The organism is Citrobacter sp. wls757, assembly GCF_005280935.1.
GTDB classification, from domain to species: Bacteria; Pseudomonadota; Gammaproteobacteria; order Enterobacterales; family Enterobacteriaceae; genus Citrobacter; species Citrobacter portucalensis.
Window position 1 is genome coordinate 17,979 of sequence record NZ_SZWU01000015.1, and the last position, 26,895, is coordinate 44,873.

Annotated in this window: 23 protein-coding genes; 11 read left to right on the forward strand and 12 right to left on the reverse strand. The window is 48.9% G+C overall.

The genetic code is table 11. The features are described 5' to 3' along the window. The 3 genes from FDW94_RS23745 to puuD form a co-directional block, all read right to left on the reverse strand. A partial coding sequence (locus FDW94_RS23745; protein WP_249358246.1) for an aldehyde dehydrogenase family protein occupies nt 1–844 on the reverse strand: 844 nt, incomplete at its 3' end. A gap of 138 nt (nt 845–982) precedes the next feature. Then, nucleotides 983–1,540 carry an HTH-type transcriptional regulator PuuR gene (puuR, locus tag FDW94_RS01945; RefSeq protein ID WP_003830877.1) on the reverse strand — a complete coding sequence of 186 codons (558 nt, stop codon included), beginning with the start codon at nt 1,538–1,540 and terminating at the stop codon, nt 983–985. A 25-nt stretch (nt 1,541–1,565) separates the two neighbouring features. Further along, nucleotides 1,566–2,330, reverse strand: coding sequence for a gamma-glutamyl-gamma-aminobutyrate hydrolase (puuD, locus tag FDW94_RS01950; RefSeq protein WP_003830878.1), 765 nt, complete (start codon nt 2,328–2,330; stop codon nt 1,566–1,568). A gap of 212 nt (nt 2,331–2,542) precedes the next feature. Between puuD and FDW94_RS01955 the strand changes: the two genes are divergently transcribed. Both FDW94_RS01955 and FDW94_RS01960 read left to right on the forward strand, forming a co-directional pair. Further along, nucleotides 2,543–3,961: a glutamine synthetase family protein gene (locus tag FDW94_RS01955; RefSeq protein WP_003830879.1), complete on the forward strand. Its 1,419-nt coding sequence runs from the start codon at nt 2,543–2,545 to the stop codon at nt 3,959–3,961. A 343-nt stretch (nt 3,962–4,304) separates the two neighbouring features. After that, nucleotides 4,305–5,693 carry an APC family permease gene (locus FDW94_RS01960; RefSeq protein ID WP_118262439.1) on the forward strand — a complete coding sequence of 463 codons (1,389 nt, stop codon included), beginning with the start codon at nt 4,305–4,307 and terminating at the stop codon, nt 5,691–5,693. A gap of 186 nt (nt 5,694–5,879) precedes the next feature. On the opposite strand, the gene FDW94_RS01965 is transcribed toward FDW94_RS01960, so the two are convergent. Further along, nucleotides 5,880–8,102 (reverse strand): EAL domain-containing protein, encoded by a 2,223-nt coding sequence (locus FDW94_RS01965; protein ID WP_137377055.1) that lies wholly within the window; start codon nt 8,100–8,102, stop codon nt 5,880–5,882. Nucleotides 8,103–8,605: 503 nt separating this feature from the next. After that, a complete protein-coding gene (locus FDW94_RS01970) occupies nt 8,606–9,718 on the reverse strand; it encodes an agmatine deiminase family protein (protein ID WP_137377056.1) in 1,113 nt (370 codons plus the stop codon). Between the two features lie 403 nt (nt 9,719–10,121). Between FDW94_RS01970 and FDW94_RS01975 the strand changes: the two genes are divergently transcribed. Then, a complete protein-coding gene (locus FDW94_RS01975; RefSeq protein ID WP_003830885.1) occupies nt 10,122–10,685 on the forward strand; it encodes a DJ-1/PfpI family protein in 564 nt (187 codons plus the stop codon). Between the two features lie 56 nt (nt 10,686–10,741). Here FDW94_RS01975 and FDW94_RS01980 read toward each other — a convergent pair whose 3' ends face one another. Next, nucleotides 10,742–11,488 carry a class I SAM-dependent methyltransferase gene (locus FDW94_RS01980; RefSeq protein ID WP_008783845.1) on the reverse strand — a complete coding sequence of 249 codons (747 nt, stop codon included), beginning with the start codon at nt 11,486–11,488 and terminating at the stop codon, nt 10,742–10,744. A gap of 10 nt (nt 11,489–11,498) precedes the next feature. Next, a complete protein-coding gene (locus FDW94_RS01985; RefSeq protein ID WP_008783846.1) occupies nt 11,499–11,756 on the reverse strand; it encodes a YjhX family toxin in 258 nt (85 codons plus the stop codon). 1,320 nt (nt 11,757–13,076) lie between these two features. Between FDW94_RS01985 and pepT the strand changes: the two genes are divergently transcribed. The 4 genes from pepT (at nt 13,077) to FDW94_RS02005 (ending at nt 16,978) form a co-directional block, all read left to right on the forward strand. After that, entirely contained in the window at nt 13,077–14,333 is a 1,257-nt protein-coding gene (gene pepT, locus FDW94_RS01990; RefSeq protein WP_071444615.1) for a peptidase T, read from the forward strand. Beyond that, nucleotides 14,330–15,691, forward strand: coding sequence for a C4-dicarboxylate transporter DcuC (gene dcuC, locus FDW94_RS01995; protein ID WP_003830889.1), 1,362 nt, complete (start codon nt 14,330–14,332; stop codon nt 15,689–15,691). The genes pepT and dcuC overlap by 4 nt, the downstream gene beginning before the upstream one ends. A 322-nt stretch (nt 15,692–16,013) precedes the next feature. After that, a complete protein-coding gene (locus FDW94_RS02000; RefSeq protein WP_048226383.1) occupies nt 16,014–16,643 on the forward strand; it encodes a DUF2913 family protein in 630 nt (209 codons plus the stop codon). A 98-nt stretch (nt 16,644–16,741) separates the two neighbouring features. Next, nucleotides 16,742–16,978, forward strand: a complete 237-nt coding sequence (locus FDW94_RS02005) for a hypothetical protein (RefSeq protein ID WP_020996594.1) — start codon at nt 16,742–16,744, stop codon at nt 16,976–16,978. Nucleotides 16,979–17,079: 101 nt separating this feature from the next. Here the strand turns inward: FDW94_RS02005 and FDW94_RS02010 are convergent, their stop codons facing one another. Then, a complete protein-coding gene (locus FDW94_RS02010) occupies nt 17,080–17,709 on the reverse strand; it encodes a LysE family translocator (protein WP_137377057.1) in 630 nt (209 codons plus the stop codon). Between the two features lie 109 nt (nt 17,710–17,818). On the opposite strand from FDW94_RS02010, the gene FDW94_RS02015 reads away from it, so the two are divergent. The 3 genes from FDW94_RS02015 (at nt 17,819) to foxA (ending at nt 22,061) form a co-directional block, all read left to right on the forward strand. Continuing rightward, the gene (locus FDW94_RS02015) at nt 17,819–18,724 is read left to right on the forward strand and encodes a LysR substrate-binding domain-containing protein (RefSeq protein ID WP_103014992.1); all 906 of its coding nucleotides are present in this window, start codon (nt 17,819–17,821) and stop codon (nt 18,722–18,724) included. Between the two features lie 123 nt (nt 18,725–18,847). After that, nucleotides 18,848–19,831 (forward strand): helix-turn-helix transcriptional regulator, encoded by a 984-nt coding sequence (locus FDW94_RS02020; RefSeq protein WP_071444609.1) that lies wholly within the window; start codon nt 18,848–18,850, stop codon nt 19,829–19,831. A gap of 121 nt (nt 19,832–19,952) precedes the next feature. Next, nucleotides 19,953–22,061, forward strand: a complete 2,109-nt coding sequence (foxA, locus tag FDW94_RS02025; RefSeq protein WP_137377058.1) for a ferrioxamine B receptor FoxA — start codon at nt 19,953–19,955, stop codon at nt 22,059–22,061. A 98-nt stretch (nt 22,062–22,159) separates the two neighbouring features. Here foxA and FDW94_RS02030 read toward each other — a convergent pair whose 3' ends face one another. The 4 genes from FDW94_RS02030 to FDW94_RS02045 form a co-directional block, all read right to left on the reverse strand. Further along, nucleotides 22,160–22,708: a hypothetical protein gene (locus tag FDW94_RS02030; RefSeq protein ID WP_048236013.1), complete on the reverse strand. Its 549-nt coding sequence runs from the start codon at nt 22,706–22,708 to the stop codon at nt 22,160–22,162. Between the two features lie 144 nt (nt 22,709–22,852). After that, on the reverse strand, nt 22,853–23,947 hold the full coding sequence (locus FDW94_RS02035; RefSeq protein ID WP_137377059.1) for a 4Fe-4S binding protein: 1,095 nt from the start codon (nt 23,945–23,947) through the stop codon (nt 22,853–22,855). Nucleotides 23,948–24,167: 220 nt separating this feature from the next. Continuing rightward, nucleotides 24,168–25,556, reverse strand: a complete 1,389-nt coding sequence (locus tag FDW94_RS02040) for a diguanylate cyclase (RefSeq protein WP_137377060.1) — start codon at nt 25,554–25,556, stop codon at nt 24,168–24,170. A gap of 79 nt (nt 25,557–25,635) precedes the next feature. Further along, nucleotides 25,636–26,268, reverse strand: coding sequence for a LysE family transporter (locus tag FDW94_RS02045; RefSeq protein WP_003830900.1), 633 nt, complete (start codon nt 26,266–26,268; stop codon nt 25,636–25,638). 325 nt (nt 26,269–26,593) lie between these two features. Between FDW94_RS02045 and yahO the strand changes: the two genes are divergently transcribed. Then, nucleotides 26,594–26,869, forward strand: coding sequence for a DUF1471 family periplasmic protein YahO (gene yahO / locus FDW94_RS02050; protein WP_032942474.1), 276 nt, complete (start codon nt 26,594–26,596; stop codon nt 26,867–26,869). Nucleotides 26,870–26,895: the final 26 nt, after the last annotated feature.

A 26,895-nucleotide genomic window follows, 5' to 3' on the forward strand; every position in this document is an offset into this window, starting at 1 on the left:
CCGGACAGTCGGCAAACACGATGTTGGCGCTTTTACCTCCGGCTTCCAGCCAGACGCGTTTCATGTTGCTGTCGCCAGCGTCTTTGAGCAGTTGCTTGCCGGTACGAGTCGAGCCGGTAAAGGTGATCACATCAACATCCGGGTGCTGTGACAACGCCTGACCCGCTTCGTGACCATACCCGCTAACAACGCTGAGAACGCCATCGGGCAAACCTGCTTTTTTAGCCAGCGCAGCCAGGCGAATGGCGGTCAGCGGTGATTTTTCGGAAGGCTTGAGGATCACGCTGTTACCCGCAGCCAGTGCCGGGCCGAGTTTCCAGCAGGCCAGCAGCAGAGGAAAGTTCCACGGTACAATGGCGGCAATCACGCCTACCGGTTCGCGCACAATCAGTGCCAGATCGTTCACCGAGGTGGTGGCAACTTCGCCATAGACTTTATCTATAGCTTCGGCATACCAGCGGATGGCGCGTGCCGCGCCGGGAATATCATCACGCAGGCTATGGCGAATCGGTTTACCGGTATCGAGCGTTTCCAGTAGCGCCAGCTCCTCGTGATGCTGCTCCATTAAATCGGCGAGTTTGTGCAGTACCGCTTTGCGCTCTGCGGGTGATGCTTGCGACCAGTCTCCGCGTTCAAAGACGGTACGGGCTGCGGTGACCGCGCGGTCCACATCCGCTTTTTTACCGCGGGCGACTTTAGCCAGAGGACGTTGTCCTGCCGGATCCAGCGTAATAAAGGTTTCGTTATCAGCGGCGGCACAATATTCGCCGTTAATAAATAAACGGGGCTCTGGTGAATAATGGCTGGCTTTCTCACGCCAATATTTAAGATTCTGAAAGTTCATAGCTACTCCTTTTATATCAATAAGATAAAGTTCGTTGCTGATCTTTTTCAGGCAAAATCAGGCTGCACGATGCCCCAGGGATGTACCCTGTTAATGCGCGTTATTTAAGAAGGCCTGAGAAACTCAGGCCGCTACTTATTAGAAAGTGGTGGGAGTGTGGGCACTGATGATGCGGCAGATCCCTGCCGAGGTGTTGCTGAAACTGTGCGGTATGCCGGTGTTAATGGCATAGCTTTGTCCTGCAACAAGAGGATACGTTTGACCGTTGATGGTCAGTATCACTTCACCTTCCAGTATTGTGCCAATCTCTTCACCCTGGTGTTTAATTCTCTCCCCGGTTGTCGTGCCTGGCTGATAGGTTTCAAACATCATTGCCAGCGTACGATTCGGATTTCCGTTGTGTACCAGCTTCATGGATACTCCCTGACTCCCGATCTCAATCAAATCATCCTGATTGATAACCACCTGCGGTTCGTCAGGCTTTTCCGGTTCCGCGAAGAACTCGGAGAGCGACAGCCCATATACTTTCAATAGCTTTTGCAGCGTACTGATGGCAGGACTGACTTTATCCTGCTCTATGGTGCTGATGGCGCTATGCGTTAACCCAGACAGTTCGGCGGCACGACGCTGCGAAAGACCCAATTGCTGGCGGATCTCTGACAAACGTTTACCCGGCGCCAGGCCGTCATCGCTCATAATTGCATTTCCTTAACTGTAGTGGTCAGAGTCGCTGTTTTTCAGCGAGGTGGTTCTGACAAGCGGTGATAAAACCTTCAAGTAACAAACGCGACAGGGCGTATTCGCTACTGTTCCATTCCGGGTGCCACTGCACGCCGAGCGCGAAAGGATGGTCATGGACGCTGGCAGCTTCCACTAATCCATCCTGCGAGCGTGCTTCCACGCGCAGCTGCGGGCCAAGGGTTTTTGCGCCCTGACCATGCAAGGAGTTAACCCAAAACGTGCTGCAACCTGGTATTAACTGAGATAGCAATCCTCCCTGTTGAACCTGGACTTCATGAGATGGTGCATATTGCTGCTCCACCGGGAGTTCCGCATCTTCACGATGTTCCAGGAACTGTGGATGATCGCACAGGCGACGATACAGAGTCCCGCCAGTGGCGACAACTAATTCCTGCAAGCCCCGGCAGATGGCGAAAATGGGAATGCGCCTTTCGAGCCCGGCGGTAATTAGCGCCATGCTCAGAAGATCACGCCCGGGATCGGCGTCAGACTCATCGCCATTTTCACCATAGAGGTGCGGCTGCACATTGCTTGGGCTTCCTGGCAGGAAGATACCGTCCAGTTTCGGTAAAAGCGCGTTCAACAATTCGGGTTCCGCAAGCGCATGGGGAAGCGCTATCGGTAATCCTCCGGCATTTAATACCGCATTCAGGTACTTTTCTTGCAGAGTCTGGGTCTGGTGACCCTTAAGCCTGTTCCTACACATCACTACACCAATAACTGGCTTGTCAAATATATTGCCCATGATCGACCTCACGTTTTGGAATAAATTATTGCCAAACGGTTCCTTGTTGTGCCATTCCGTTCATTATTTTCTCAATCTAGCAGCGTAATAACCTTCTAGCAAACTTAATTTAACATTTGACAAACAATTTGTTTGCATCCAGAGTCGAATGGTGGACATTATATTTAACAGTCAAATCACAGAACAGCTTACCAGGCCAACGGCGGTGAATCATGGAAACCAATATCGTAGAAGTTGAGAATTTTGTTCAGCATTCTGAAGAGAGACGAAGTAGCGCGTTTGCGCGCGAAGTTAAGCAATATCTGGAACGCTATCCTAATACGCAGTATGTGGATGTGTTGTTAACCGACCTTAATGGCTGTTTTCGCGGTAAACGCCTTCCCGTTGCGGGATTGCATAAGTTAGAGAAAGGCTGCTATTTCCCGGCATCCGTTTTCGCGATGGATATTCTGGGCAATGTGGTCGAAGAGGCGGGATTAGGCCAGGAGCTTGGCGAACCGGATCGGACCTGTGTACCCGTGGCAGGTACGTTAACCCCTTCGGCTGCCGATCCGGAATTTATTGCGCAGATGATGCTGACGATGCTGGATGAAGATGGCGCTCCCTTTGACGTTGAGCCGCGGAACGTACTAAACCGACTCTGGCAGAAACTTCGCCAGCGCGGTCTGTTCCCCGTCGTAGCGGTAGAGCTGGAGTTCTATTTACTCGATCGTAAGCGTGACCCCGAAGGTTATCTGCAGCCGCCATGCGCGCCGGGAACGGACGATCGTAATACCCAAAGTCAGGTTTATTCGGTTGATAACCTGAACCACTTTGCGGATGTGCTGAACGATATCGATGAACTGGCCCGTTTACAGCTGATCCCGGCTGACGGCGCGGTGGCTGAAGCCTCTCCTGGGCAGTTTGAAATCAACCTCTACCATACCGACAACGTGCTCGACGCCTGCGATGACGCGCTGGCGCTGAAACGTCTGGTACGGCTGGTGGCGGAGAAACATAAGATGCATGCCACTTTTATGGCAAAACCTTATGAGGAGCATGCCGGTAGCGGGATGCATATCCACATCAGCGTAATGAATAACAAAGGTGAGAACGTGCTGGCTGATGCGAATGGCGATGATTCCGCGTTATTAAAGCGTGCGCTTGCCGGGATGATTGATCTGATGCCCGCGTCAATGGCGCTGCTGGCGCCGAATGTGAACTCCTATCGCCGCTTCCAGCCGGGGATGTATGTTCCGACCCAGGCGTCCTGGGGGCACAACAATCGTACGGTGGCGCTGCGTATTCCCTGCGGCGACCGTGATAACCATCGGGTTGAATATCGCGTAGCGGGGGCTGATGCCAACCCGTATCTGGTGATGTCGACCATTCTGGCGGGGATCCTTCACGGTCTGGATAACGAACTGCCGTTACAAGAAGAAGTTGAGGGTAACGGTCTGGAGCAGGAAGGGCTGCCGTTCCCGATTCGCCAGAGCGATGCGCTGTGGGAGTTTATGCAAAATGACAGTCTGCGTGAACTATTGGGTGAGCGGTTTAGCCATGTGTATCACGCCTGTAAAAACGATGAGCTTATCCAGTTTGAACGTCTGATTACCGACACTGAAATTGAGTGGATGCTGAAAAACGCCTGACCGTTGTACAGGTCATTGAAAAAGAAGTCGCATCATGCGGGCTGAGCGGAGCCAGCCCGTAAAAATTGCAGGAATACCTGCCATTTCCCGGATGTCGCGTAATGGAGCGCGGGCGACAACGGGTCTTCAGATAACCGACAGAGTTTGTGACGAGGAAATGTGATGATGCCAATGTTTAAAAACCCGCCCCGCGTGAGTATTCATGGCTCCCGCAGTAAATACGGACCGCATCTGTGCCGTACCACATTGACGCCTTTTTTATGCCATTCCTCCCCGACACGACCCAGGTCTGCTGTACCTACGTTTCGAACGCAGATCTGGACTCGTAGCGGGGAGGAAAATTATGTCGACTAACTCTTCTGCGGATCATTCTGCCCAGCCGGGCAAAGCACAGCTGCGTAAATCCCTCAAGCTGTGGCAGGTGGTGGTGATGGGGCTTGCCTATCTCACGCCGATGACGGTGTTTGACACCTTTGGCATTGTTTCGGGTATCAGCAATGGCCATGTTCCGGCCTCCTACCTGCTGGCCCTGGCGGGAGTACTGTTTACCGCCATCAGTTATGGAAAGCTGGTGCGCCAGTTTCCACAGGCCGGTTCGGCCTATACCTATGCGCAAAAAGCGATCAACCCGCATGTCGGGTTTATGGTCGGCTGGTCGTCACTGCTTGACTACCTTTTCCTGCCGATGATTAACGTACTATTGGCGAAAATTTACCTTTCCGCGCTGTTCCCGGGGGTTGCGCCATGGATTTGGGTGGTGATGTTCGTCGCGATCCTCACCGCGGCCAATCTGAAAAGCGTTAATCTGGTAGCGAACTTCAATGCGCTGTTTGTACTGGTGCAGGTGGCGATCATCGTGGTGTTCATTTTCCTCGTGGTGCAGGGGCTGCACAAAGGGGAAGGGGTTGGGACCGTCTGGTCGCTGCAACCGTTTATCAGCCAGAATGCGCATTTGATCCCGATTATCACCGGGGCGACCATTGTCTGCTTCTCGTTTCTCGGCTTTGACGCGGTGACGACCCTATCTGAAGAGACACCGGATGCTGCGCGCACCATTCCAAAAGCTATTTTTCTTACCGCGCTGTACGGTGGGCTGATCTTCATTGCTGCCTCGTTCTTTATGCAACTGTTCTTCCCGGACATTAGCCGATTCAAAGACCCGGATGCGGCGCTACCGGAGATTGCGCTGTACGTCGGCGGCAAGCTGTTCCAGTCTATTTTCCTGTGTACCACCTTTGTGAATACGCTGGCTTCAGGTCTGGCGTCGCATGCCAGCGTTTCGCGTCTGCTGTACGTGATGGGCCGCGATAACGTCTTCCCGGAGAAGTACTTTGGTTATGTCCATCCCAAATGGCGTACTCCCGCGTTGAACGTCATCATGGTCGGGATTGTGGCGCTGTCGGCCCTGTTTTTTGACCTGGTGACTGCCACGGCGTTGATTAACTTTGGTGCGCTGGTGGCCTTTACGTTCGTTAATCTCTCCGTGTTTAACCACTTCTGGCGTCGTGAAGGACGCAAGCATACCTGGCAGGAGAAGCTGCACTATCTGGTATTGCCAATGGTTGGTGCCGCCACGGTGGCCGTACTGTGGGTGAATCTTGAGGTGACATCGCTGACGCTAGGTCTGGTATGGGCCGGCGTTGGGCTGGTGTATCTTGCCTGGCTGACCGGACGTTTTCGCAAACCGCCGCCGCAGTTTGACGCCTCGAAATCTGAGCGCGCCTGGGAGTGATGGAAGCTGAATAGGCCGTAGCATTCGGCTGAGTTGAGTTAAAAATGAAACACGGTATGTCGCGTCAAACGGTCGCGGCATACCTGCTTTAATTAAAGTCCCGCTTGTTTTAGGGAATAAAAAAACCGGCACGGGAGCCGGTAAGTGAATCAATGTAGGAATATAATTATTATTATAATTACTGAATTATAATTCAGCCAACTCAATAGGAACGGGCTTCCCTATATGGTATCCCTGTAACCAACCAATACCCATCGTAATTAGCATCATTTCAATTTCCTCATTTTCAACAAACTCAGCGACTACTTCCATGTTTTTGAGTTTTGCTACTTCGCAGAAGGATCTGACGGCGCATCGACTAAATTCATCGGTCAATATATTACGGATGAAGGAACCATCAATTTTCAGAATGTCTGCATCTAATGTTCGTAGTCGTGAATAGCTTGATGCTCCTGTGCCAAAATCATCAATAGCAATTTTAGAACCGGCTTTACGTAGTGCTCTCAGAACATCAGTGACATTAGCATTGTCAATAATATCTGATTCAATGACTTCAAATATTATACGTTCAGGTGCTATTGAGTATTTTCTAAACAATGTAAAAACATTATCAAGAAAATCAATTTTATTAAGCGAGTCAGGCGTCAGATTAATGGAGAAGTGACTGTTAGGGTCAGATTTCTGCCGTGACTGTATAAAACGAAATGTTTGCTCTATAACAGTGATATCCAGCGCAGGAAGTAATCCTGCCTCGCGAGCAACCGGTAGAATGGTGTCTGGAAAGATTAACTTACCATCAACCATTTTTATCCGAATAAGTATCTCGTGATAACGTGTCAGTCCCGTGGTTGAAACGATCGGCTGAACAACCAGCATCGTTGATACGATGGGTTGAGCCATAAGCTCAAACGACTTTCTGTCAATTGCCTTTTGCAACATATGACGAATGACAGCCTGGCTGACAATTTTATCACCTGGCACTTGCGGGCTGAGTAACAACGGTTGCCCCTGCATTAACGAGATGTAGCTTTGGGTATTAAGATGCTTAATTGCTTGAGATAAATTTTTAATCAGGTTTTTCTCGGTGGTATATGCCACACCACAAGATAGCCCTAATTGGTAGTCCTTCCAGATAAAACGAAAAGAGTTTAGGTCCTTGTAGAGATCAGGAATATCAGGGACAGCATTAAGGCGAAGAATTATTCCATGACCTGGTGCGTAATAAATGTCACCTGTACCCTTAATCAATTTACGTACATATGCACTTAGCGCTTTTACAAATTCAAAACGAAATTCTATTCCGTGAGTTTGCTCCAGCGTATTCAACTCTGTACAACGGATGTAACACAAGCACTCTGTTGCGTGTTTACGGATGTCCATTTGCAGAGCCTGAAAGTTAGGCAGTCCGGTGTTAGGTTCTGATCTAAAAAGTTGTTTGAGGCGGCGGAGATATTTTCGGTTATGAACCACAAGTACACCGGTAACAACAATCGTAATAGAAAAGACAAACACTATCGTGGAGGAAATCACGAGACTATGTAAATAATTATTATAGTTAGCAGGTGGAATATAACTGTTTATATAATATCCCAACAGGATAAGCATTGTTACCCATACAGGGGATATCAAAGCATGGCCAATACAGATCACTCCCCATAGCATTACTGGAAGTAACCACAGTAATGAATAGTCTGTAAATATAAGAATATCTTCTCTGATGACGATCAAAGCGGACATAATGCAGAGTAACAGCACCAGCCATAATACTTGATACAGAATAGGAGGGCCGGATTTTATCAGCGCCTTTACTTGTCTAATGTATAGAATGCACCATGCAGGATTTTGAACGCTTCTAAGCAACAGATAACAAAAAGGGATGCCAGTCAGGCAAGAGTTCATCAGCCACTGTAAGTTAATTAATGTTTGTAGTGTAAAAAGGTTTGCGATCGGTGCAGAGGCTGTGTTCGATTGGAACCAGTGATCAATTGAGATGAATAGTAAGGCGTTGCAACACACGAGCCAGACAATACGCTGGGTTGTAAGCTGGTTACGACCAAAGCTAACCGCGCCTCGTTTGCCTGTCGAGAAAAAGTAGAGTGTCTGGCTAATGAGAGCAGCCAGTAGCTGAGCCGTTAGTGTGAATACCGAAGATAAAGAGTAAGAGTAAAGCGCATACAAGAAAAAGGTAGCCAAAATTGGCAGTGCCTTTTGCCGGTATAAAACCAGCAGTGCAGAAATGAGAGGTAAAGTGAGATCGTAAAAATGCAGTGTTATACCCGCAACATCCTCTTGCTTACTGAGATGACCTGCGACCAGCTGTAATGCAAAAAACGCGATGCCGACACAAAAATAGTCTCTAAATGTATTAATGAAATTTATACTTTCCGTTTTTCTTAGCAATATCATCATTCGCAATTCTCAGTGAGTTATCACCGTTCTCGATTTAAGTCATCTACTTAAAACAGGTTAGATTTAGGGCTTAAAATGTGTATTATTGGATGTTTTCGCTAATTGAAAACTATTTTAAAATCTGTTATGTGAATTTTTAAAGGTAATCCTCGACAATTTCCCTATGTTTCGCAACACAGAGGAGAACAATATTGCTGGTTGTACAGATAATAAAAGTTGCGTCAGTAGCCATTATTTCAGACAGAATAGTCGATCGATAAAAACGATCAATATAATTTTTTTGATAGTTTTCATCGATAGGTTTGGCAGATCATAAATACCATGAAAGATCGATGAAAGCTATTGAATTGTTATTATTTAATATTATTTGTTTCGTGAATGTTAGTTGAGCTACTCTTTTTTTGAATATTAACTAATGGCTACACCTTGATATGAAAATCATTCTTTTAATGCCAGGAAAGTGAGTTTCCCCACCTTCCCACAACACACTCAATTGTTAATCATTAACGAGGCTGCTGCTGTGCCGCGCAGTGAATACCGCCGCCACCGGCAGCGATACCGTCGATATTCAACTGAATAATTTCACGATCGGCAAACAGCTCCTGCAAAATAGTATGGGTATTACGATCGGTGCGCTTATCGCCAAATTGCGGTGCAATGACGGCATCATTACACAGATAAAAATTGATATACCCCGCGGCGAAATCATCGCTCGCATAAGTCTGGCGGATGGTAGAAGGTCCTTCCAGCGTGACTACCTCCAACCGTCGGCCTTTGGCATCCGTGGCGGCCCGTAATATGTCCAGATGACGTCGGGTGATCGCGTAATCAAAGGATGACGGATCCTGCTCAAGACCCGCCACCACCGTACCCGGATGCGTGAATCGGGCGTAAAAATCTGTATGGCCGTCGGTAATATCCTTGCCGGCAATACCCGGCAACCAGATGATTTTCTCCAGGCCTAGCAGTCGCTTAAGTTCTTCTTCGCATTCGGCTTTGCTGACGCCAGGATTACGGTTGGAGTTAAGCACGCAGCTCTCGGTAATAATCGCCGTGCCTTCGCCGTCCACCTCAATACCGCCACCTTCCAGTGTTAGCACCGAGCGAAGAAACTCGGCCTGAACGTAATCAGTTACGAATTCAGCCACATCGGCATCACGTTCGTGCTCTTGCTTATTCCCCCAGCCATTGAAATTAAATCCCACACCGCCGAGCGTACCGCTGGCGCTTTTCACAAACACCGGCCCGGTGTCGCGGATCCACAGATCGTCTATTGGGTGAACCAGAAGATTGACTGACGGCCCGCACAGACGCGCGGCGAGCTCGCTGTCTTCTTCGCGTACTAACATATTCACGGGTTCAAATGCGGCGATGGTTTTGGCAACTAACGCCAGGTTTTCCTGCACCACCGGTAGCAGATGAGGCTCCCAGATCTCCGCACTGGCACCAAACGCCATCCAGGTTGCCGTATGTGGTGCGCCTTCATCAGGCATTTGCCAGCGGCGGTTCTCTGTTGCGCAGGCAAATTGGCTAAAGCTGAAGCCCGTCATACCGGCGAGTAGCATACTCGTTGAAGTCACCAGGCCTTGTCTGACGAATGAACGTCTTGTCATCATAGGATTAACCTTTGCGTAATTTTACCTGATATCAGGTGAATAAAATAATAATAGATAATAAATATTCTGCGTATTTTAAATATTGAATAATAAATAAAGTGAACGCGGGTAAATTTCACGCGAAATATAGCATAGGAGATATACGTTGCAATCTCTTAGTTTTATATAATGAGTGAAACTGGCGACTATTAAAATTTCTCAACTATATATTTATATATAATTTATATTTATCAGCATGAACATATGTCACGCCGTTGGCTCTGAGTCCTCGTCTGGCGGGCCTTGCCGTGGATTGTGATCTGGCCGATTGTTCTGTTGTATTTATTAATGCCATGAACAGTGTGGACTATAGTAAAGATGGCCGTTATTTCTCATCATTAATAACCGTGAGTGGGGGATGTGAATGAAGAAGATACTGATGCTGGTCGGAGATTATGTCGAAGATTATGAAACGATGGTGCCTTTTCAGGCTTTGCAAATGCTTGGGCATCGTGTGGATGCCGTCTGTCCGGATAAAAGTCAGGGTGACTACGTTCAAACCGCCATTCACGATTTTGATGGGGCGCAGACATACAGTGAAAAGCCGGGGCATCGTTTTACGTTAAATGCTAATTTTGCCGAGGCGCGGGCCGCCGATTACGACGCACTGTTGATCCCCGGCGGGCGTGCTCCGGAATATCTTCGACTGAATCCAGATGTCATTAAGCTGGTGCAAGATTTCAACACTGCCGGTAAGCCTATCGCCGCAGTTTGTCATGGGCCCCAACTGTTAGCGGCGGCGGGGGTGTTAGAAAACCGGACCTGTAGCGCTTATCCGGCCTGTGCGCCCGAGGTTCGTCTGAGCGGTGGACATTATGCCGATATTGGCATTGATCAGGCCCACGTTGATGGCAATCTGGTGACGGCACCAGCATGGCCCGCGCATCCGCAATGGTTAGCTAAATTTGTTGAAGTATTAATGAAGTAAGCGATGATGCGATGAAAAAGTCGGTATAACCTGCCTGGCTATACCGACTGCATATATTACCTCTGCATAAGTGCGAACACGCCCCACCCGATATATTCCCGGGTGAATGCAACGTGGCGGACTGGTGAACTTCTCAGTTGCTCTCTGACTTCGGCGGCAAACTCATCGTCCGGATTTGCCTCCAGCCACCGGCGCATCGTCAACCATTTTGCCGCCTCGTATCTGTCCCAACCTTCCTGGTCAGCCAGTACCATTTCCACCACGTCATAACCGAGCAGGTCGAAAGACGAAACGAGTTCTGGCAGAGAAAGAAAATCGGCTACTGAAGCCGCGCCGCAAGCCATAGCGATCTCCTCCGTTGCGGGCATCTGACGCCAGTACGGTTCGCCGATGAGCAGGATCCCGCCTGGTTTGAGACTTTGTTCCAGCTGTTTGATCGTTCCGGCAACGCCGCCGGCAATCCAGGTTGCACCAACGCAGGCGGCAATATCGAATTTTTCTTCGGCGATATAACCTGTTGCATCGGCATGAATAAAACGCACGTGCTCAGTGACGCCCAATTCACTTGCCCGCAGGGTGGCTTGCTCACTGAATAACTGGCTCATATCGATACCAACGCCGGAAATTCCATGATCGCGTGCCCAGGTGCACAACATCTCGCCCGAGCCGCTGCCGAGATCCAGGATGCGGGTTCCTGGGGGCATCCGTAAAACCTGACCTAACGTCGCATATTTTTGCGCGGTGAACGGATTATGAATGCGATGTGCGCTTTCGCTGATCGTAAAAATCTTCGGGATATCCATCTCTATCTCCTTAGCGATTATCCAGTTGGGCGCGAACGTTGTTCAGCCCGGTGGTATTGATGCGGTAGGGCTGACCATTAACGGATTTGATCAGCTTTTTCGTTCTGAGTTTTTTGAATACGTCGAGCGTGCAGTCGCAGAGCAGTAACCCTTCGCGGCTATAGCATTCGACGGAAATGACGCGACCAGATGCATCGCGGACGTGAGCAATACGGCCACCTTTGGCGAGAACGTGTAAGGTACGTTGTTCCTGACGGGATAAATTCATACTGGAAAACCTGTTTAATCATCATGTGCAAAACGTGCAAACACACAGCGGTGTCCGCATTCGATTTCGGCGCATTGATAACCAGTCCGGCCTGAAAAGGTCGGTAAGCTGATTATCTGATGATTACATTCTCCAGCATCAAAGCCTCGGGTTGAGTTGATAGGTATTTACCTGCTGAATCATACCAGCCTGGGCGAGTAGGGGAATCGTTCTGTCGGGAAAATGTGATCTATGACGAAAAATTGCGTTTAGCTTATTTTATAATTTTTTAACTCTCGTTAGCTGAGCAGTGTATGGATATATTAAATTTATTGAATATTCAGACATCGTCGGTAGCGGTATTGGCCGTAATGATGCGTTGTGAGTCCCACTTGCGTCATACTATAGATTAGTGATATTTAATTTTTCCCTATCCTAATTTTGTTTTATTTGATAAACATGTCTTTATTATAAAAAGGATTTTTAATGGTGTTTTCTTTTAATTCTTTTTAGGAATTTTCTTAACGTCGTGAAGTGTGTATACTCAATCCAGCAAGAAGCTCTTCTGTTATCATCAAAACTATAAAAATGTCCTTAACACCCGTATTACCTCTGCCCTGAATCTCTTCTCAGGGGAGAGGTTTTTTTTGCCTGTGTATAATTTTGATAATCGTCATATATAGATAATTTAATATTTTTGTTCTTGTTGTTTTGCATTAGTGATGACGACAGGTTTTGTTCTGTGAACCATACGGTAATGTTGAAATAGTATCGCTATGAATCTATTTCATGGTGAATAGTATGATTTCATCTTTATTTATAGGGGTATTATATAGTTTTTCTTATAACTATCTGTTTTTAAGCGTTATGTTAATTTTCGCTTTTGAAGTAATTGTGATTTTGTTCACGGATTTTAGTGCGTTAAGTGGCTATTTGTAGAGAGGTGCAAACGGTTGCATGTTGCTGTTACAGCATTTGTTCATTAAAAAAATATAGCGATGGTATGTCTTGTGTCGGTATCGGGGGCAAGAATCTAAATGATTTTTATTATCCCTTAGACATACGAATTCAGTTTATGACTTCTGTTAGCTTAACACCATGGAAAATGTAGTAAAAACAGACAGGGAATATGATTTTATCAATCAAAAGGATTTTTTAATCACTGGTATAATTACTGGCCTTTTTTATCTTCCTTTATATAAATCGTTGTCGTAACACCCATAAAATCAGCGTTCTGGGATGAGCGCTGATTTTATTTTGTTCTCAGATTATTCAACCCACGCTGTATGCAGGTCTTCTCTTGCAGTACCTCGTAAATGATACATTAAAGGATCTCCTGGAATGGATATTGTTGAACGCTTTATTAACTACACGAAAATCAATACCACGACCTCAAGGGAAAATGGTGCTAATGGGATAATGCCTTCTTCACCTGGTCAAATGGAACTGGCAAAACTACTTGCAGTAGAACTTGAAGCATTAGGAATGGAAAACATTGAGGTCAGGGATACTGCTATTGTGACCGCGACCTTACCTGGAAATACCGATGACACCATCCCTGTCGTTTCCTTTTTTGGTCATCTGGATACCAGCGCAGAACAGACCGCGGACACAAATGCGCAACGTCTTCACTACAGCGGTGGGGATTTGTGTCTGAACCAGGAGCTGAATATTTATCTGCGTGAAAGTGAATTCCCGGAACTGAAAAATTATATCGGTGATGACCTGCTGGTGACGGATGGTACCAGTCTGCTAGGGGCTGATGATAAAGCCGCCATCGCCGCGATTATGAATGCCCTGGAGTACCTTGTAGCGCATCCGGAGATTAAGCATGGGCCGGTGAAGGTCGGTTTTGTTCCTGATGAAGAGCAGGGATTACGGGGAGCAAAAGCGTTTGATGTTGCGGCGTTTGGCGCTGATTTTGGCTATACCCTGGACTGCTGCGGCATTGGAGAGTTTGTCTATGAGAACTGGAACGCTGGTGATGCGGAAATCATCTTTACCGGCCAGTCCGCGCACCCTATGTCGGCCAAAGGTAAGCTGAAGAACTCTCTGCTGATGGCGCATAAGTTTATTGCGATGCTGCCCGGTGGAGAGGCGCCTGAGTATACGGAAGGACGCGAAGGGTATTACTGGGTAAAACAGCTTCAGGGCAACAGCGCCCGTACGGTACTTAAGCTGGATATCCGGGATTTTACCGAAGAAGGGTATAAGGCGCGTATGGCATATATCCGCCAGCTTGCCGTCAGCACCTGCGCGCTGTGGGGAGAAAACAGCGTGGTCTGTCATTTAACAGATCGCTATGCCAATGTGTTCAATAGCTTGCAGGGCGATGCACACTACCCGATTGATATTGCGTTACGCGCGTATCAGAAGTGTGGTATTACCCCGCAACCTGTCGCCATGCGTGGTGGGTATGATGGCGCAGTGCTATCGCAGAAAGGACTGCCTTGCCCGAATATTTTTACCGGTGCTCATAACTTTCATTCAATTTATGAATATCTACCGGTGCGTTCACTGCGAGCCGCCAGCGATGTGGTGGTAGCGGTCATTGAGGAAACCTTTGCTGAGTTCGCGCAGAGGAGAGCTCAGTCATGATTCAGGTGTTAATTGCCTTACTGGTTATCGTGGTGGTCGCGCGTCTGATACTGAAAGGTTATCGCGCTGAACCCGTGCTGTTCATTGCGGGCCTGGTGTTGATGATTTGTACGGCGTTAACCGGATGGGGTTCTGTATTACCGAAGGGCGTTGCCAGTACGGGGATTTCATTTCTCGATCCTTTCGAGGTGATGCGCGATCTCTTTAGTACGCGTGCTGCCGATCTCGGCCTGATGATTATGGCGCTCATGGGATTTGCGCATTACATGGATCATATCGGGGCAAATGAAGCGGTTGTGCGGGTCGTGACGAAACCTTTGCGCGCGCTACGTTCGCCCTATGTGCTTCTATTTTTCTCCTATCTGCTCGCCAGCCTCCTGCAGTTGGCCATCCCATCCGCTACCGGGCTTGCCGTGTTGCTGATGGGGACGATGTTCCCCATTATGCTGGGGTTAGGGCTTTCTGCGGCCTCGGCTGCTGGGGTTATTGCCACCTCGCTTGGTGTGGCGTATACCCCGACGGCCATCGATGCTATCAGGGGATCTAAAGCGGTCAATATGGATGTGGTGGAATACGTTGTTTACCACCAGGGACCCGCAGCGCTGGCAACCGTGCTGGTCGTCGGCGTCTGCCATTTCTTCTGGCAGCGGCATTGCGACCGTAAAGCGGGGACGCTTCCACGGGAAATCGGTAGCGCTGAGGTGACTGATTCAGGAAAAGCCCCGGCTTTTTATGCGCTGCTCCCGATGCTTCCGATATTGATGGCGGTGGGATCATCGGAAATGTTCGTCAGTGGTATTAACCTGAATATTATCACCATTGTGCTCATTTCGATGGCTGTCTGCATGTTGATTGAGTGGCTGCGGGTGCGTGATTTAAAGTCAGTATGCGAAGGATTCAGCCATTTCCTTAAAGGCATGGGCACTGCCTTTACCGGGGTGGTTGGGCTACTGGTTGCGGCAGGTGTTTTTGCTCACGGGATTAAAGTTATTGGTGCCATTGATCAATTAATCCTGATGGCGGAGCACGTGGGATTACCTCCATTTGCTATGGCGGTGGTGTTTGCGCTGGTGACGCTGGCGGCAGCAATTATTATGGGATCGGGTAATGCGCCATTCCTTGCTTTCGTTGAGCTGATCCCGCAAATCGCGGCAAGTATGGGCGCTAACGCTGTTGCCATGATCCTGCCGATGCAGCAGGCATCACATATGGGGCGGGCAATTTCACCGGTTTCCGGCGTGGTGATTGCCGTTTCCAGTGGGGCGAAAATAACGCCATTTGATGTGGTTAAACGTACCGCCGTACCGTTGATCGTGGGCTTTGTAACGCATACCCTGATCATCGGTATTTTCTATTAACTTCGTCTGTAATAAGCAAACTTCCGGGTTGCTGAATGCCCGGTAGTTTGCTTTTTCTGTTTACAGGTCTCATCACAAAAGGTGATATTGATTACTGGTGATTATTATTAACCTTTATCTTTATCGCATTATTCTTATTAGTCATTGTTGAGCCACCCCAGATTAATGATTAATAAGTATGATGTATTATATTTGCACGTTTATTACATAGGGATAAGTTAATCTGGATCATATTTTGGCGATTTTAGTTGTAGTAATTTTTTAATAGAGTAATACAAGAATGACGTGGAATAACAATGATGATTTATTTGGGCAGGTTTAAGTGGTAAGGGATTCTGGAAGAGTTAGTACGTTACGACATCATTATCAGGATGATCTGGAAGCCTTTACCTGGAGTGCGTTAGTCGCAATTGGTATCGCAATAAAGGATCATAAAATCTACTCTAAAATGTCAGAGCATCTATTCATTATGCATTGGCTGGCTATTGCCAAAAAAAGAAAAATCTTTTCGAAGAGCATTGTCAGTGAGCTTCAGTGGTTAATTGATGAGGGGAAGAAAAAAAGCCTCAATGCACAACTTAAATTTAAAATAGAATATTTGTACGCCACATCGAGCGGTGATGTGACAATGCAAAACGACTATTTTAAATTTACTCACACGATTGAAGTGTTGAGAAATAATGGATGGGAGAGCTTTCTGCTCACTCCGGAGAAGTGGCAAGGCCTTCATGAAAGTATTAAGGTCAGAAAAGGTGACTTTATTTTTATGGATGACACCCGGCTTCAGGAGTGCTTTGGCGTGCAGGGCGAGATAGTCAAACCTTTCTGTATTCGAGTGTACGGCGATATTGAGTTTGCAAAGTTAACGTTCATCAAACATAACCTGCCGGTTGAATTTGTGAAACATATTTCGAATGAGTTTTATTACTTCAATTTTCTTTCAGTTAAGTAATGCTTAACTGATATGGGGGACAAATTTCTGTTTGTTCAAAGAGTGTATTGATCTACCTGTGAAATTATCGGATTTATACCACGCGCAAAGGACAGCGAATGTTTACTCGAAAGTTAGTGATTACAACCGAATGGATAAGGTTGTCGGATACGCCAGACAATGTGTCCATTTCTTTTCGGGGCGTTCTTGAGATCGGTGAAAGCACGGTTGTACCAGATGGCAACACGCCTTTACTTCGCTTAGAAAATGAAATGGCACCTGTCGCCGTTGATGCGTTGTCATGGGTAAGGGTGCCAGTTGAACGCCAGGAAAATGTTATCGTCTATATTTTCTGAATCCTGGTTTATAAATCCATTAATAATGTTAATGTCGATTTGTTCTTATTTTATTCCTCCCGGTGCAAGATGAGATGTCTGGCTGAAGAATTCGTTGGGGATCACATCGCGGGTGAGAGCATTTGTAGCGCGTGTACATTATAAATAATGCCAAACACCGCCACCGCGAGCAGAAACAGGGAGGAGATAAAAACGCTGCGTCTGGCAAACCGCTCTGGCATCCAGCGTTTGAAAACCATGATGTAAAAAGACAGCACCGTAACATCAAAAATAACCCACACCAGCGTTAGCGTCAGAATGCTGGTGGTGAAATCTTGCGTAATGGCAATGAACTGGGGAAAAAACGCTACGAAAAACAAAATGTCCTTTGGGTTAGCGACCCCTGTCAGAAATCCATGGATAAGCCCGCTGTTATCGCGTTTTGGCGCACACAGTCCGGGTTTTGAGTCCCTGGCCCGCAGGCCGCTAATCGCCATCACACCGATATACAGCGATCCCACAAGACCCAGTACGCCAAGCCATATCGCAGAGATTGATACCACGCCAGCTAGCATCAGTGCAGCCAGAGCAATCAATACTAAAGAAGCGCCGTTAGTGCCAATCAGCGTGAGAAAGGCCCGGCGATAGCCGTGCTGCGACGCGGTGGTGGTAATCAGCGCCACGACAGGACCCGGAGTTAACAGCAGGGTTACTACGCTGAGGCTATAGGCAGCCAGTAAAGTGAAATTCATACCTGATTATCCTGATGATATTTTTCATCAGTATTCCGCCTGCGTGGCGCATTGAAAAACGAATAAAACTGCGCTCTACTGTGAGTAAAACTCAACATAGAAGCTGAGAATGACGCTACCTCCGTTGTATGCCCTGAGGGCTTTTGAAGCCGCAGCCCGTCTGGGATCGTTCAGTAAAGCCGCTATTCAACTTAACGTGACGCCGGGCGCGGTAAGCCGTCATATTCGCACGCTGGAGGCATGGTTTGGTTGTGAGCTATTTGTCCGCAGCGGCCCGCGTATCGAGATAACGCCTTCTGGCCAAGGGCTGGCGCAGCAGTTGACGGCTGGGTTTCAGAGTCTGGAACACGCGTGTCATGCCTTTCGCAGCAGCAGTCATGAGCTACGGCTGAAAGCGCCGTCTACGTTGACGATGCGCTGGCTTCTGGACGTGCTGCGTCATTTCCGTGAAGCGCATCCGACCCCGGTTGTCGAAATTTCCAGCGTCTGGATGGATACCGATTCGGTATCCTTCGGTCGTGAACCGTATGACTGTGCGATCCTGTTAGGGAATGGCCATTTTGGTGACGATACCGACAGCCGGTTGCTGTTTCAGGAGTGGCTTATCCCGGTGTGCTCACCCGCACTGCTGGTGCAGGCGCAGCGCGATCTTTCTGCCTGTGAACTGATTCATCCCTCAGCGGATCGCCGTGACTGGCGTCGGTGGCTGCAACGCACCGGGAAGTTTCCGGCGTTGAATCTTGCGCGAGGCAAAGTGTTCGACACCCTGGAGCAGGGCAGTCTTGCCGCGATGAGCGGTCATGGCGTGTCCGTTGCCGACCTGCTGTTAAGCCTGGCGGCCATTCAGGCAGGGATGTTGGCGTTACCGTTTAAAGATGCGGTGGCGACTGGCGAGGGCTATTACCTTGTCTGGCCAAAGGCTTCAACACGGCTCAGAAATATTGAGCTGCTGTATCGCTGGTTAAAAGAGGCTGCGCCGTGTGTCTCCTCGGCAGATCTAAACTGGCTGGATTAAGCTGTTTATTCTGCTAATTATCATATTGATAATGGTTCTCATTATTATTGTCGTATTGCGCAGGTAATGGTAATGTTGCTTCAGTTATAAACCGTTAATCCCATTTCCTGTGCAGAAGACAGCATGAACAATACCACCGCCCTGAATGCCTCCGGACGCGTCGCTCGCACTTTCTCCGTCAGCGAGTTTATGGATTTTGGTGAGCGCTACGGGATCGATTACCGCTTTCCCCAGTTGGCGCAAAGGCCGGATTTACCGTCTGGCAGCCCTGTTCTGCAAGGTGAAATTGAGGAGATGACTCTCCCATGTGGGATGTGCGTGACGCACTCCGACGTACAGGTATTGCAACCCTACGAAACCACCTCTCGTCACGACAGCCCTCTGTATATGCTGGTGGTGCTGGAAGGCTGCGTGATCCTGACGCTTAACGGACAGGAGCATGTGGTGCGCTCCGGCATGGCGTTTAGCTCGCGCCTGAGTGAGCACCAGACGATGCGTGCCCGTCATCATGCTGATTGTAAACTGCGGACATTATCGCTCGGTTTGTATCCCGACGGCGCGTGTCGCACGGGGTTGCTCGAATCGTTGATGCGTGAGTGGGAAAGATGCCAGACGCCAACGCTTATCTGGCAGGTGCCGGGGTTTTTACTCAGCGGACTGCAGTACGCGCAGCAGAGCACGATTAGCCATGTTTCTCGTCAACTGATGTTGGAAGGGCTGATATTACAACTGTTTGGTCATGGCCTCAGCGTGTGTCAGGTGGAGAGCGGTAAACGTCTTGCGGCGAGCGGGGAGCAGCAGCGGCTGGAGGTCGTTCGCCGACTGCTGGAGCAGAGTCCCGAAAATGATTACACCCTTAATGAACTGGCCCAACGCGCAGCGATGAGTCCCAGCAGCCTGCGCAGTAAGTTTCGCGCAGCCTATGGCTGTTCGGTATTCGACTACCTGCGCGATTGCCGTCTGGAACGTGCACGCGGCTATCTACTGGAAGGATATAGCGTACAGCAGGCGGCCTGGATGTCGGGTTATCAGCACGCCACCAACTTTTCTACCGCTTTTCGCCGCCGTTACGGCTTTTCACCCGGTGATTTGCTCAAACTTTGCTAATCCATATTTGCGTTTTACGCACGTGATTTCCTGACAATTTGGCACTGCGCATAGGCAACCTGGCATCCGGCATAGCTATCTCCGTCAGCAAAAAGGTAATAATTCTCACTTACAATTAGACATGCCTTTGGAGATATTCATGTTCGCGAAGACTCGCTTGGCGCTGCTGGTGGGATGGGTTACCAGCAGCGTGGCTTTTCCTCTGCTGGCGCAGGAAACAACAAAAAACGATACGGTGGTTGTCACCTCGCAGATGCAGAGCGGGGCCACGAAGCTTGCCACGCCGGATATTGAAACGCCGCAGTCGGTATCGATCGTTACCCGTGAACAGTTTGAAGAGCAGGGCGCAACCAGCGTGCGCCAGGCCGTCAGCTATACGCCGGGGGTGTACAGCAATCAGATTGGCGCCTCCAACCGCTTTGACTACATCGTGCTGCGTGGCTTTTCTGACGGTAGCCTGGATAACGTCTATCTCGATGGTCTGAAGATGATGGGCGACACCAACTCACACAGCTCGCTGGTGGTCGATCCGTGGTTCCTCGAAGATATCGAAGTCGTACGTGGCCCGGCTTCCGTACTGTATGGCCGTTCCTCCCCGGGTGGCATTGTGGCGCTGACCTCACGTAAGCCGTCGTTTGATGCGGGCGGTGAGGTGAAGCTGTTTGCCGGCAACAATAACCAGCGCGGCGCGGCGTTTGACGTCACCGGGGCGCTGGATGATAACGATCGCGTGGCGGCGCGACTGAGCGGGATGACGCGTTACGCGGACTCGCAGTTTGGTCCATTGAAGGAAGAGCGTTACGCGCTGATGCCCAGCCTGACCTGGCGTATCACCGACCAGACGCGTCTGGATCTGATGGCCTATCTGCACCGCGACCCGGAAGGCGGTAGCCACTCCGGTCTGCCGTATGACGGCACCGTGGTTCCGCATTACGGGCAAAAGATCTCCAACACCTTTTACGAAGGCGAGGATGATTACGACAAATACGATCGCCGTGAAAACATGGTGGGCTACAACATTGAGCATATGTTTGATAGTGGTTGGTCGGTGCGGCAAAAGCTGCGCTATCTGCATACCGACGTTGAGCTGAATCAGGTGTATGCGGCGGGCTGGCTGAATGAAACCGAGCTTAATCGCGGTTACTCCGGCTCCGATGAAAAAATGTCGGCGATTACGCTGGATAACCAGCTCGACGGCAGCTTTGATACCTGGCAGGTAAACCACCGTCTGCTGGTGGGGATCGACTATCAGGATCGCAGCAACAATACTACCGGTTACTACGGCGCTTTCCCGCCGATTGACGCTTTTAATCCAGTGTACGGCGCGAAGCCTGATTACATCGACATGTATGCGCGTGAGAAACACAAGCTGCGCCAGACGGGTTACTATTTGCAGGATCAGATGTCATGGGATCGCTGGCGTATTACGCTCGGTGGTCGCTACGATCAGGTCAGCGTTTCTAACATTGATAAGATCAAGGATACTCGCAGCGATCTGGATAAAAACAACTTCAGCACCCGCGCCGCGCTGCTCTATTTATTCGATAACGGCTTTGCGCCGTACGTGAGTTATTCCACTGCCTTTACGCCAACCAGTTTTGCCGATGAGAACGGCAATCTGCTGGATCCGATGAAAGGCAAGCAGTGGGAAGCCGGGCTGAAATATGAGCCGGAAGGACTCAACAGCCAGTTCAGCGCATCGGTATTCCGTATCAATCAGACGAATATAGCCACCAAAGAAGAGCCGACCGATCCGTACCGCTCGATTGGGGAAATTGAATCTGAAGGGGTGGAGCTGGAGGCAATTAGCCAACTGACGGATAGCTTCCGTTTGCAGGCGGCGTATACCTATACCGACATTCGCTATAAGAAAAGCAGCCCGGAAGAGCAGGGCAAGCGAGCAGTGTACGCCCCGCGTAACCAGGCCAGTACCTGGCTGAGCTACGATGTGAAAAGCGGTCCGCTGGACGGCCTGACGTTGGGTTCAGGCGTGCGCTACGTTAACGGTATTACCAGCGATCGCCTGAATACTCACACCCTGCCGTCCTACACACTGGTGGATATGGTGATTGGTTACGACTTAACGAATATCGGCATTAAAGGGTTGAGCGCGCAGTTGAACGTTAACAACCTGACCGACAAGCGCTACGTTGCAGCCTGTAACTCGCTCTCATACTGCTACTTCGGCGCCGAGCGCAGCATTGTCGGCAGTGTGTCCTGGAAATTCTGATGTTTTAGCCGGATGCGGCGCTGGCGCCTTATCCGGCCTACAGCAGCGTGCAAATCGTAGGCCTGATAAGCGCAGCGCATCAGGCTTTGTGATTGCGGCTATTGTGTAAAACCGTTCTGCAGACAAATCTGCGTGCTGGTTCTCAGCGTAAAGGCGACTTTGTCTGGGTACTGGCTGTAATAGTTATGCTCTTCTTCCAGCCCTTTTGCCTGCGCCAGACGTACCGTTTCCAGCGAGCAGGTACGGTAGATCAGGTCTTTATTCATATTGGTCTGCTTCTCGCGCTGTTTATCTGCGGACAGCGCCAGCCAGCTTTCGGACAGTGAGTAATCGTAGACCACCCGATTTCCTTTCGCCTGCACGTTCTCAATGGTAATAAATTCGTCGATTTTCAGTCTTGGCTGCCCGCGCATTTTTTTCTTATCTTCTGCGGCGGCATATTGGGCCAGCGCATGAATATCCATACTGGCTATTTTCTGTTTATAAGCATCTACATAAGCGGTAGGTTGCTGATAATGCTGAGCGTAAGCGTTTCTTAATTCCCCGTCATTCATCGTACAACCTGCCAGAAACAGAGGTAATAGCAGTGCCAGTTTTATTTTAGTCATGATGTTATCCCGTTCATTATTTTGATCCCAGTCGCCCATAACAAAATAGAAAAATTATTACAGATGATATTTAAGGTTGTATAAACGAGAGCGCGATGGCACAAGTTCAATTGTCTTAAAATGGCAGGACAGGCGGGAAACCCTGCCAGAATTGGCAGGGTTTTGAACATACTGACAAAAAAATTAATGGCCGATCATCTTTGCCTTCGGGATCAGCTGGAAATACATATGATCGGGCACTGGCGTATCCCAGACATTGGCATAAACGGCATAACCGATGGTGGCAAACAGAATGCCAAGCACCAGTAGCGTCATGGCAACACCTGATAGCGTCCTCTGTCGCCATAACGGTTTACCGTTGTCTTGCGCCCCCGGTGGTGTTTGCAGTGAGAAGCTCAGCGTTGAGGCCACCGGGCAGGATTCAACGCAGGTCATGCAGCCAGTGCATTCCACGGTACGCACCTGAATCAGTCTGTCGACCGGGATATTCGACGGGCAGTTTTTCGCGCATTTTCCGCAGTTGATGCAACTGTCTGCGTTACGGCGGATTTTAAACGGCGAGAGCAGCGAGAACAGACCGAGCAGCGCACCATAAGGGCACAGATAGCGGCACCAGGCATTGCGAATAAACAGGCTCAGGACACTGATAACGACAACAAAGATGAGCGTAGCGGAGCCAATATGGCGAAAGAAATCGAGCATCTTCACGTCGATAATCATGCCATAGGCCGACATTAGAAAATACTGAATCCCCTGTGCAGGCATCGACAGGGCGATATACAAAAAGAAACTCAGCAGCAAATACTTCAGACTGAGCAGCGGGATATCCAGCCAGCGCGGCAGCGTGAAGTTGCGACCAAATACTTTTTTCCCCAGATTGCCGAGCAGTTCGGACAGCGTGCCCACCGGGCATAACCACGAACAGAAGGCTTTTTTTAACAACAGACTAATCAGGATAAACGCAACTAACAGCAGCATGGAGGCGGCATGGATAGGCGGAAGAAAACCAGTCTCCAACGTATAGCGGATATTCATCAAACCCGCGATTGGTAGCCATCCCTCAATACCACCTGGCCTTGGAATATAGACGCTGGTGCCGGCGGTTTCGAAATAGCGGACCCAGTAATAGAACGTTACGCCAATATAAATATTAATAGCCAGCAGGAGAAACTGGGTGGCTTTTCGCCAACTGCTGGCGTTGCGCCAGTCATTCCACGGCAGTTTGCCTCCGATCGTGCCTGGACGGCGCTGCCAGCGCGTTCTTTTCTTCCCGTTCATGGTTTTATACTATCCCTCATATTTCCCCTTCTGCATTCAGAAGGCGTCATCACCGGGATATGCTAGCGCTATTCAGATTTGGTGTATTTGATTTACATCTTATTACGTGGCTGTTATTTTCATCACGCAAATAGGCCTGAATAAAAATAACAGCTCGGTATTTATCGCCGATCAGATAAATACCCTGAACGGGGTATTTATTTCTCTGTGGCGGAGAAGGTTATTCCTGATATACCTCTATGCGATCGCGGCCATTACTTTTCGCCAGATAAAGCGCGCGATCGGCTTTATCAACCAACTGTTTATAGTCGGGATGATAGTCATATTCGGCGATGCCAATGCTGACGGTAATAGAAAATGATTCTGCCGCCGATGCCGCCATGCACATCTCGGCAATCTTCATACGCAGCGTTTCGAGGATAATACTGGCCTGCGACTTGTCTGACTCGACGAGCAGGATCATAAATTCTTCACCACCATAGCGAAACACGTAATCGCTGCTACGGATATGATCATAAATGACCGCTGCGACGTTTTTGAGCGTCATATCACCAGTATTATGCCCATACTTGTCGTTAATTTGCTTAAAGTAGTCGATATCCAGCATCGCCAGGGTGAAGGGCTTCCGCGCATGTAACGCTAACGAAATCTCACGCCGCATGATGGTTGGAATAAAGCGGCGGTTAAGTAACTGGGTCAGCGAGTCTTTACCATTTTCCTGTTTAACCAGTGCGTCAAACATTGAGGCGAGCAGGAAATGGATTTTTGCCGATAGCTGGCGGACATCCTGCAACAGGCTCATCCTCTCAGGTTCTGTTGGCTGATGCTGATGCGAAAAGGTGGTCGTCATGCGGTTGTCGATCTCTGCTATCAGCGATTCCATTTCTTTCAACAGATTGCTGTTGCCGAGAATGTGTTTTCCTTTATGTGAGAACCACATACCAAAATCAGAATTCGCCAGAAATACCATCTCACCGAAAGGCATACCGATGGCGATGTTATAGATAAACTGATTTTCCCAGTCGGTAAATGAGCGAATTTGCCGTTCGCGCTCGACGTTAACGTCATCGTAAATGGTCTGCAGGCGATACTGCTCCTGCGTATGCAGAGAGTTTTGGTGGCTTGGGGAATAGGAGACGGTCATGGCCTCCAGCGCAGTATCCATTGCCAGGCTGCTGAAACAGATAGCATTGCTCAACAGGGAAGACGAGTCGTCAGCTTTGGTTTTCAATACCCGATACAGCTCATCCTTGAGCTTACGCGCGCCGCGGTTTACCAGATCGATGGGCAGGCCGATACGGGCATGCACCACGCCAATTTCTCGCTGTTTGGCCAGCAACTGCGGTAGATCTTCGTGCGCGCTGCCAAGCACGCTGCGTAACCAGTCAAACATACTGCCGCTGAGGCGGGTACTGACCTGTTCTGTATTGAGGAACAATGCGCTCTGGGCATGGGAGAGCATATAGTCATAAAAAACGGTCACTAAATGGCGGATCTCTTCATCGCTTAACGATGTGAGGAGCGTGTGAACGTCAGGCGATGTTTGTCGTATCAGCGCCTGCCATTCTGTAAGGAGTAATGTGTCGTTTACCGGTTCAACCTGTTCCATCTCACTGCCACTCAACCTGCGATTAAAAATTCAGGCGGTATTACGGACAATTACCTCACAATGGTCAAGTTAAACTCTCTTATCGATGGCTAATACCTTCATAAATAAGTCTTAGCGCGAAAACACCTATTATTGCGCCAATCACCCGGCTGGCAACGCGTTGGATGCGACCATACGCCCGTCGCACGGCAGGCAAAGAAAATGCCTGGCTGAGAAAAATACGCCAGATAACGGAAGACAACACAATGCCTGCCCAGGCCATCAGTCTGGCCCACGTAGGCGTGTCTGCGCTTAAGGTGACCGAGAAGATACTAATAAAAAACAGTACGGTTTGCGGATTTGATAAATCCGTTAGTAATCCACGGCGGAAAAACACATACCAGGGAGCGGAAAGCGGTTGCTGTAGAGTGGGCATTTGCGGCGTGGCCTGATGGCGGATGCTGTTCCAGGCAAACCACAGCAGATAGGCGCCGCCGACAATCTTAATCAATGAAAATATCTCTTCACACTGGGTGATTAGCGTTGCCATACCAAAAAGCCCAAGGCCGGAGTAAAACGCATCACCCAAAGCAACACCCAGACCGGTCATCACACCTGCGCGTCGTCCGGATGCCAGGCTAGTTTGTACTACCACGAACAGATTTGCGCCGGGGTTAAAAAAGGTTAAAACAAACAGGCTGACGGTGAGTACAACGGCGTGCAAAGGTTCCATAGACAACATTTCCATTAGTAAGCGCTTAAGTGACAGCTAACACTATAATTTTAGTGTGTTCATCATTCTGCGTATTCACTCACACTGCGCAGTGAAACGCGCTGAGATTTGCAAATGACTTCATAGATTATTTTGTGCAAACCTGGCGCGTCAGATAACGCGACGGCACAGGTTTTCTGTTATCAACGATTCGCAAAATCTCTTTATATTTCCGCCTGCTCTGGATCTTTTTGCCAGGCTGAACTACTTATTAATCATCCTTGACTCGCATGTCGAATGTTCAGGGGTCGATGATGGCATATATAACAAAATCTGGAGCTTTTATATGAAAACTGGAATTAAAGTACTTATTGGTGCGTTAGCTTTTGTTGTGACCAACGCGTACGCCGCGGAATTTATGACGAAGGTTGAGTTTGAAAAGGTTGAGTCTCAGTATACAAAAATCGGTGATATTTCAACGAGTAATGAAGTCTCTACTTCGGATGCTAAAGAAGACCTTCTGAAGAAAGCTGAAGAGAAAGGTGCTGACGTGGTGGTATTAACCTCCGGCCAAACGGATAACAAAATCCATGGCACAGCGAATATTTACAAGAAAAAATAACGCGCTACTGTAAAAGACACGATAAC

What these genes read in the sequence shown, in the direction of transcription:
- FDW94_RS01985 (WP_008783846.1), bottom strand. Translation starts at nt 11,756, where the DNA reads ATGAATTTATCCCGTCAGGAACAACGTACCTTACACGTTCTCGCCAAA.
- FDW94_RS02005 (WP_020996594.1), top strand. Translation starts at nt 16,742, where the DNA reads ATGTTTACTCGAAAGTTAGTGATTACAACCGAATGGATAAGGTTGTCG.
- FDW94_RS01980 (WP_008783845.1), bottom strand. Translation starts at nt 11,488, where the DNA reads ATGGATATCCCGAAGATTTTTACGATCAGCGAAAGCGCACATCGCATT.
- FDW94_RS02040 (WP_137377060.1), bottom strand. Translation starts at nt 25,556, where the DNA reads ATGGAACAGGTTGAACCGGTAAACGACACATTACTCCTTACAGAATGG.
- foxA (WP_137377058.1), top strand. Translation starts at nt 19,953, where the DNA reads ATGCCTTTGGAGATATTCATGTTCGCGAAGACTCGCTTGGCGCTGCTG.
- FDW94_RS02015 (WP_103014992.1), top strand. Translation starts at nt 17,819, where the DNA reads ATGACGCTACCTCCGTTGTATGCCCTGAGGGCTTTTGAAGCCGCAGCC.
- FDW94_RS01955 (WP_003830879.1), top strand. Translation starts at nt 2,543, where the DNA reads ATGGAAACCAATATCGTAGAAGTTGAGAATTTTGTTCAGCATTCTGAA.
- FDW94_RS01965 (WP_137377055.1), bottom strand. Translation starts at nt 8,102, where the DNA reads ATGATGATATTGCTAAGAAAAACGGAAAGTATAAATTTCATTAATACA.
- yahO (WP_032942474.1), top strand. Translation starts at nt 26,594, where the DNA reads ATGAAAACTGGAATTAAAGTACTTATTGGTGCGTTAGCTTTTGTTGTG.
- FDW94_RS02035 (WP_137377059.1), bottom strand. Translation starts at nt 23,947, where the DNA reads ATGAACGGGAAGAAAAGAACGCGCTGGCAGCGCCGTCCAGGCACGATC.
- dcuC (WP_003830889.1), top strand. Translation starts at nt 14,330, where the DNA reads ATGATTCAGGTGTTAATTGCCTTACTGGTTATCGTGGTGGTCGCGCGT.
- FDW94_RS01975 (WP_003830885.1), top strand. Translation starts at nt 10,122, where the DNA reads ATGAAGAAGATACTGATGCTGGTCGGAGATTATGTCGAAGATTATGAA.
- pepT (WP_071444615.1), top strand. Translation starts at nt 13,077, where the DNA reads ATGGATATTGTTGAACGCTTTATTAACTACACGAAAATCAATACCACG.
- FDW94_RS02045 (WP_003830900.1), bottom strand. Translation starts at nt 26,268, where the DNA reads ATGGAACCTTTGCACGCCGTTGTACTCACCGTCAGCCTGTTTGTTTTA.
- FDW94_RS02020 (WP_071444609.1), top strand. Translation starts at nt 18,848, where the DNA reads ATGAACAATACCACCGCCCTGAATGCCTCCGGACGCGTCGCTCGCACT.
- puuD (WP_003830878.1), bottom strand. Translation starts at nt 2,330, where the DNA reads ATGGGCAATATATTTGACAAGCCAGTTATTGGTGTAGTGATGTGTAGG.
- puuR (WP_003830877.1), bottom strand. Translation starts at nt 1,540, where the DNA reads ATGAGCGATGACGGCCTGGCGCCGGGTAAACGTTTGTCAGAGATCCGC.
- FDW94_RS01970 (WP_137377056.1), bottom strand. Translation starts at nt 9,718, where the DNA reads ATGATGACAAGACGTTCATTCGTCAGACAAGGCCTGGTGACTTCAACG.
- FDW94_RS02030 (WP_048236013.1), bottom strand. Translation starts at nt 22,708, where the DNA reads ATGGGCGACTGGGATCAAAATAATGAACGGGATAACATCATGACTAAA.
- FDW94_RS01960 (WP_118262439.1), top strand. Translation starts at nt 4,305, where the DNA reads ATGTCGACTAACTCTTCTGCGGATCATTCTGCCCAGCCGGGCAAAGCA.
- FDW94_RS02010 (WP_137377057.1), bottom strand. Translation starts at nt 17,709, where the DNA reads ATGAATTTCACTTTACTGGCTGCCTATAGCCTCAGCGTAGTAACCCTG.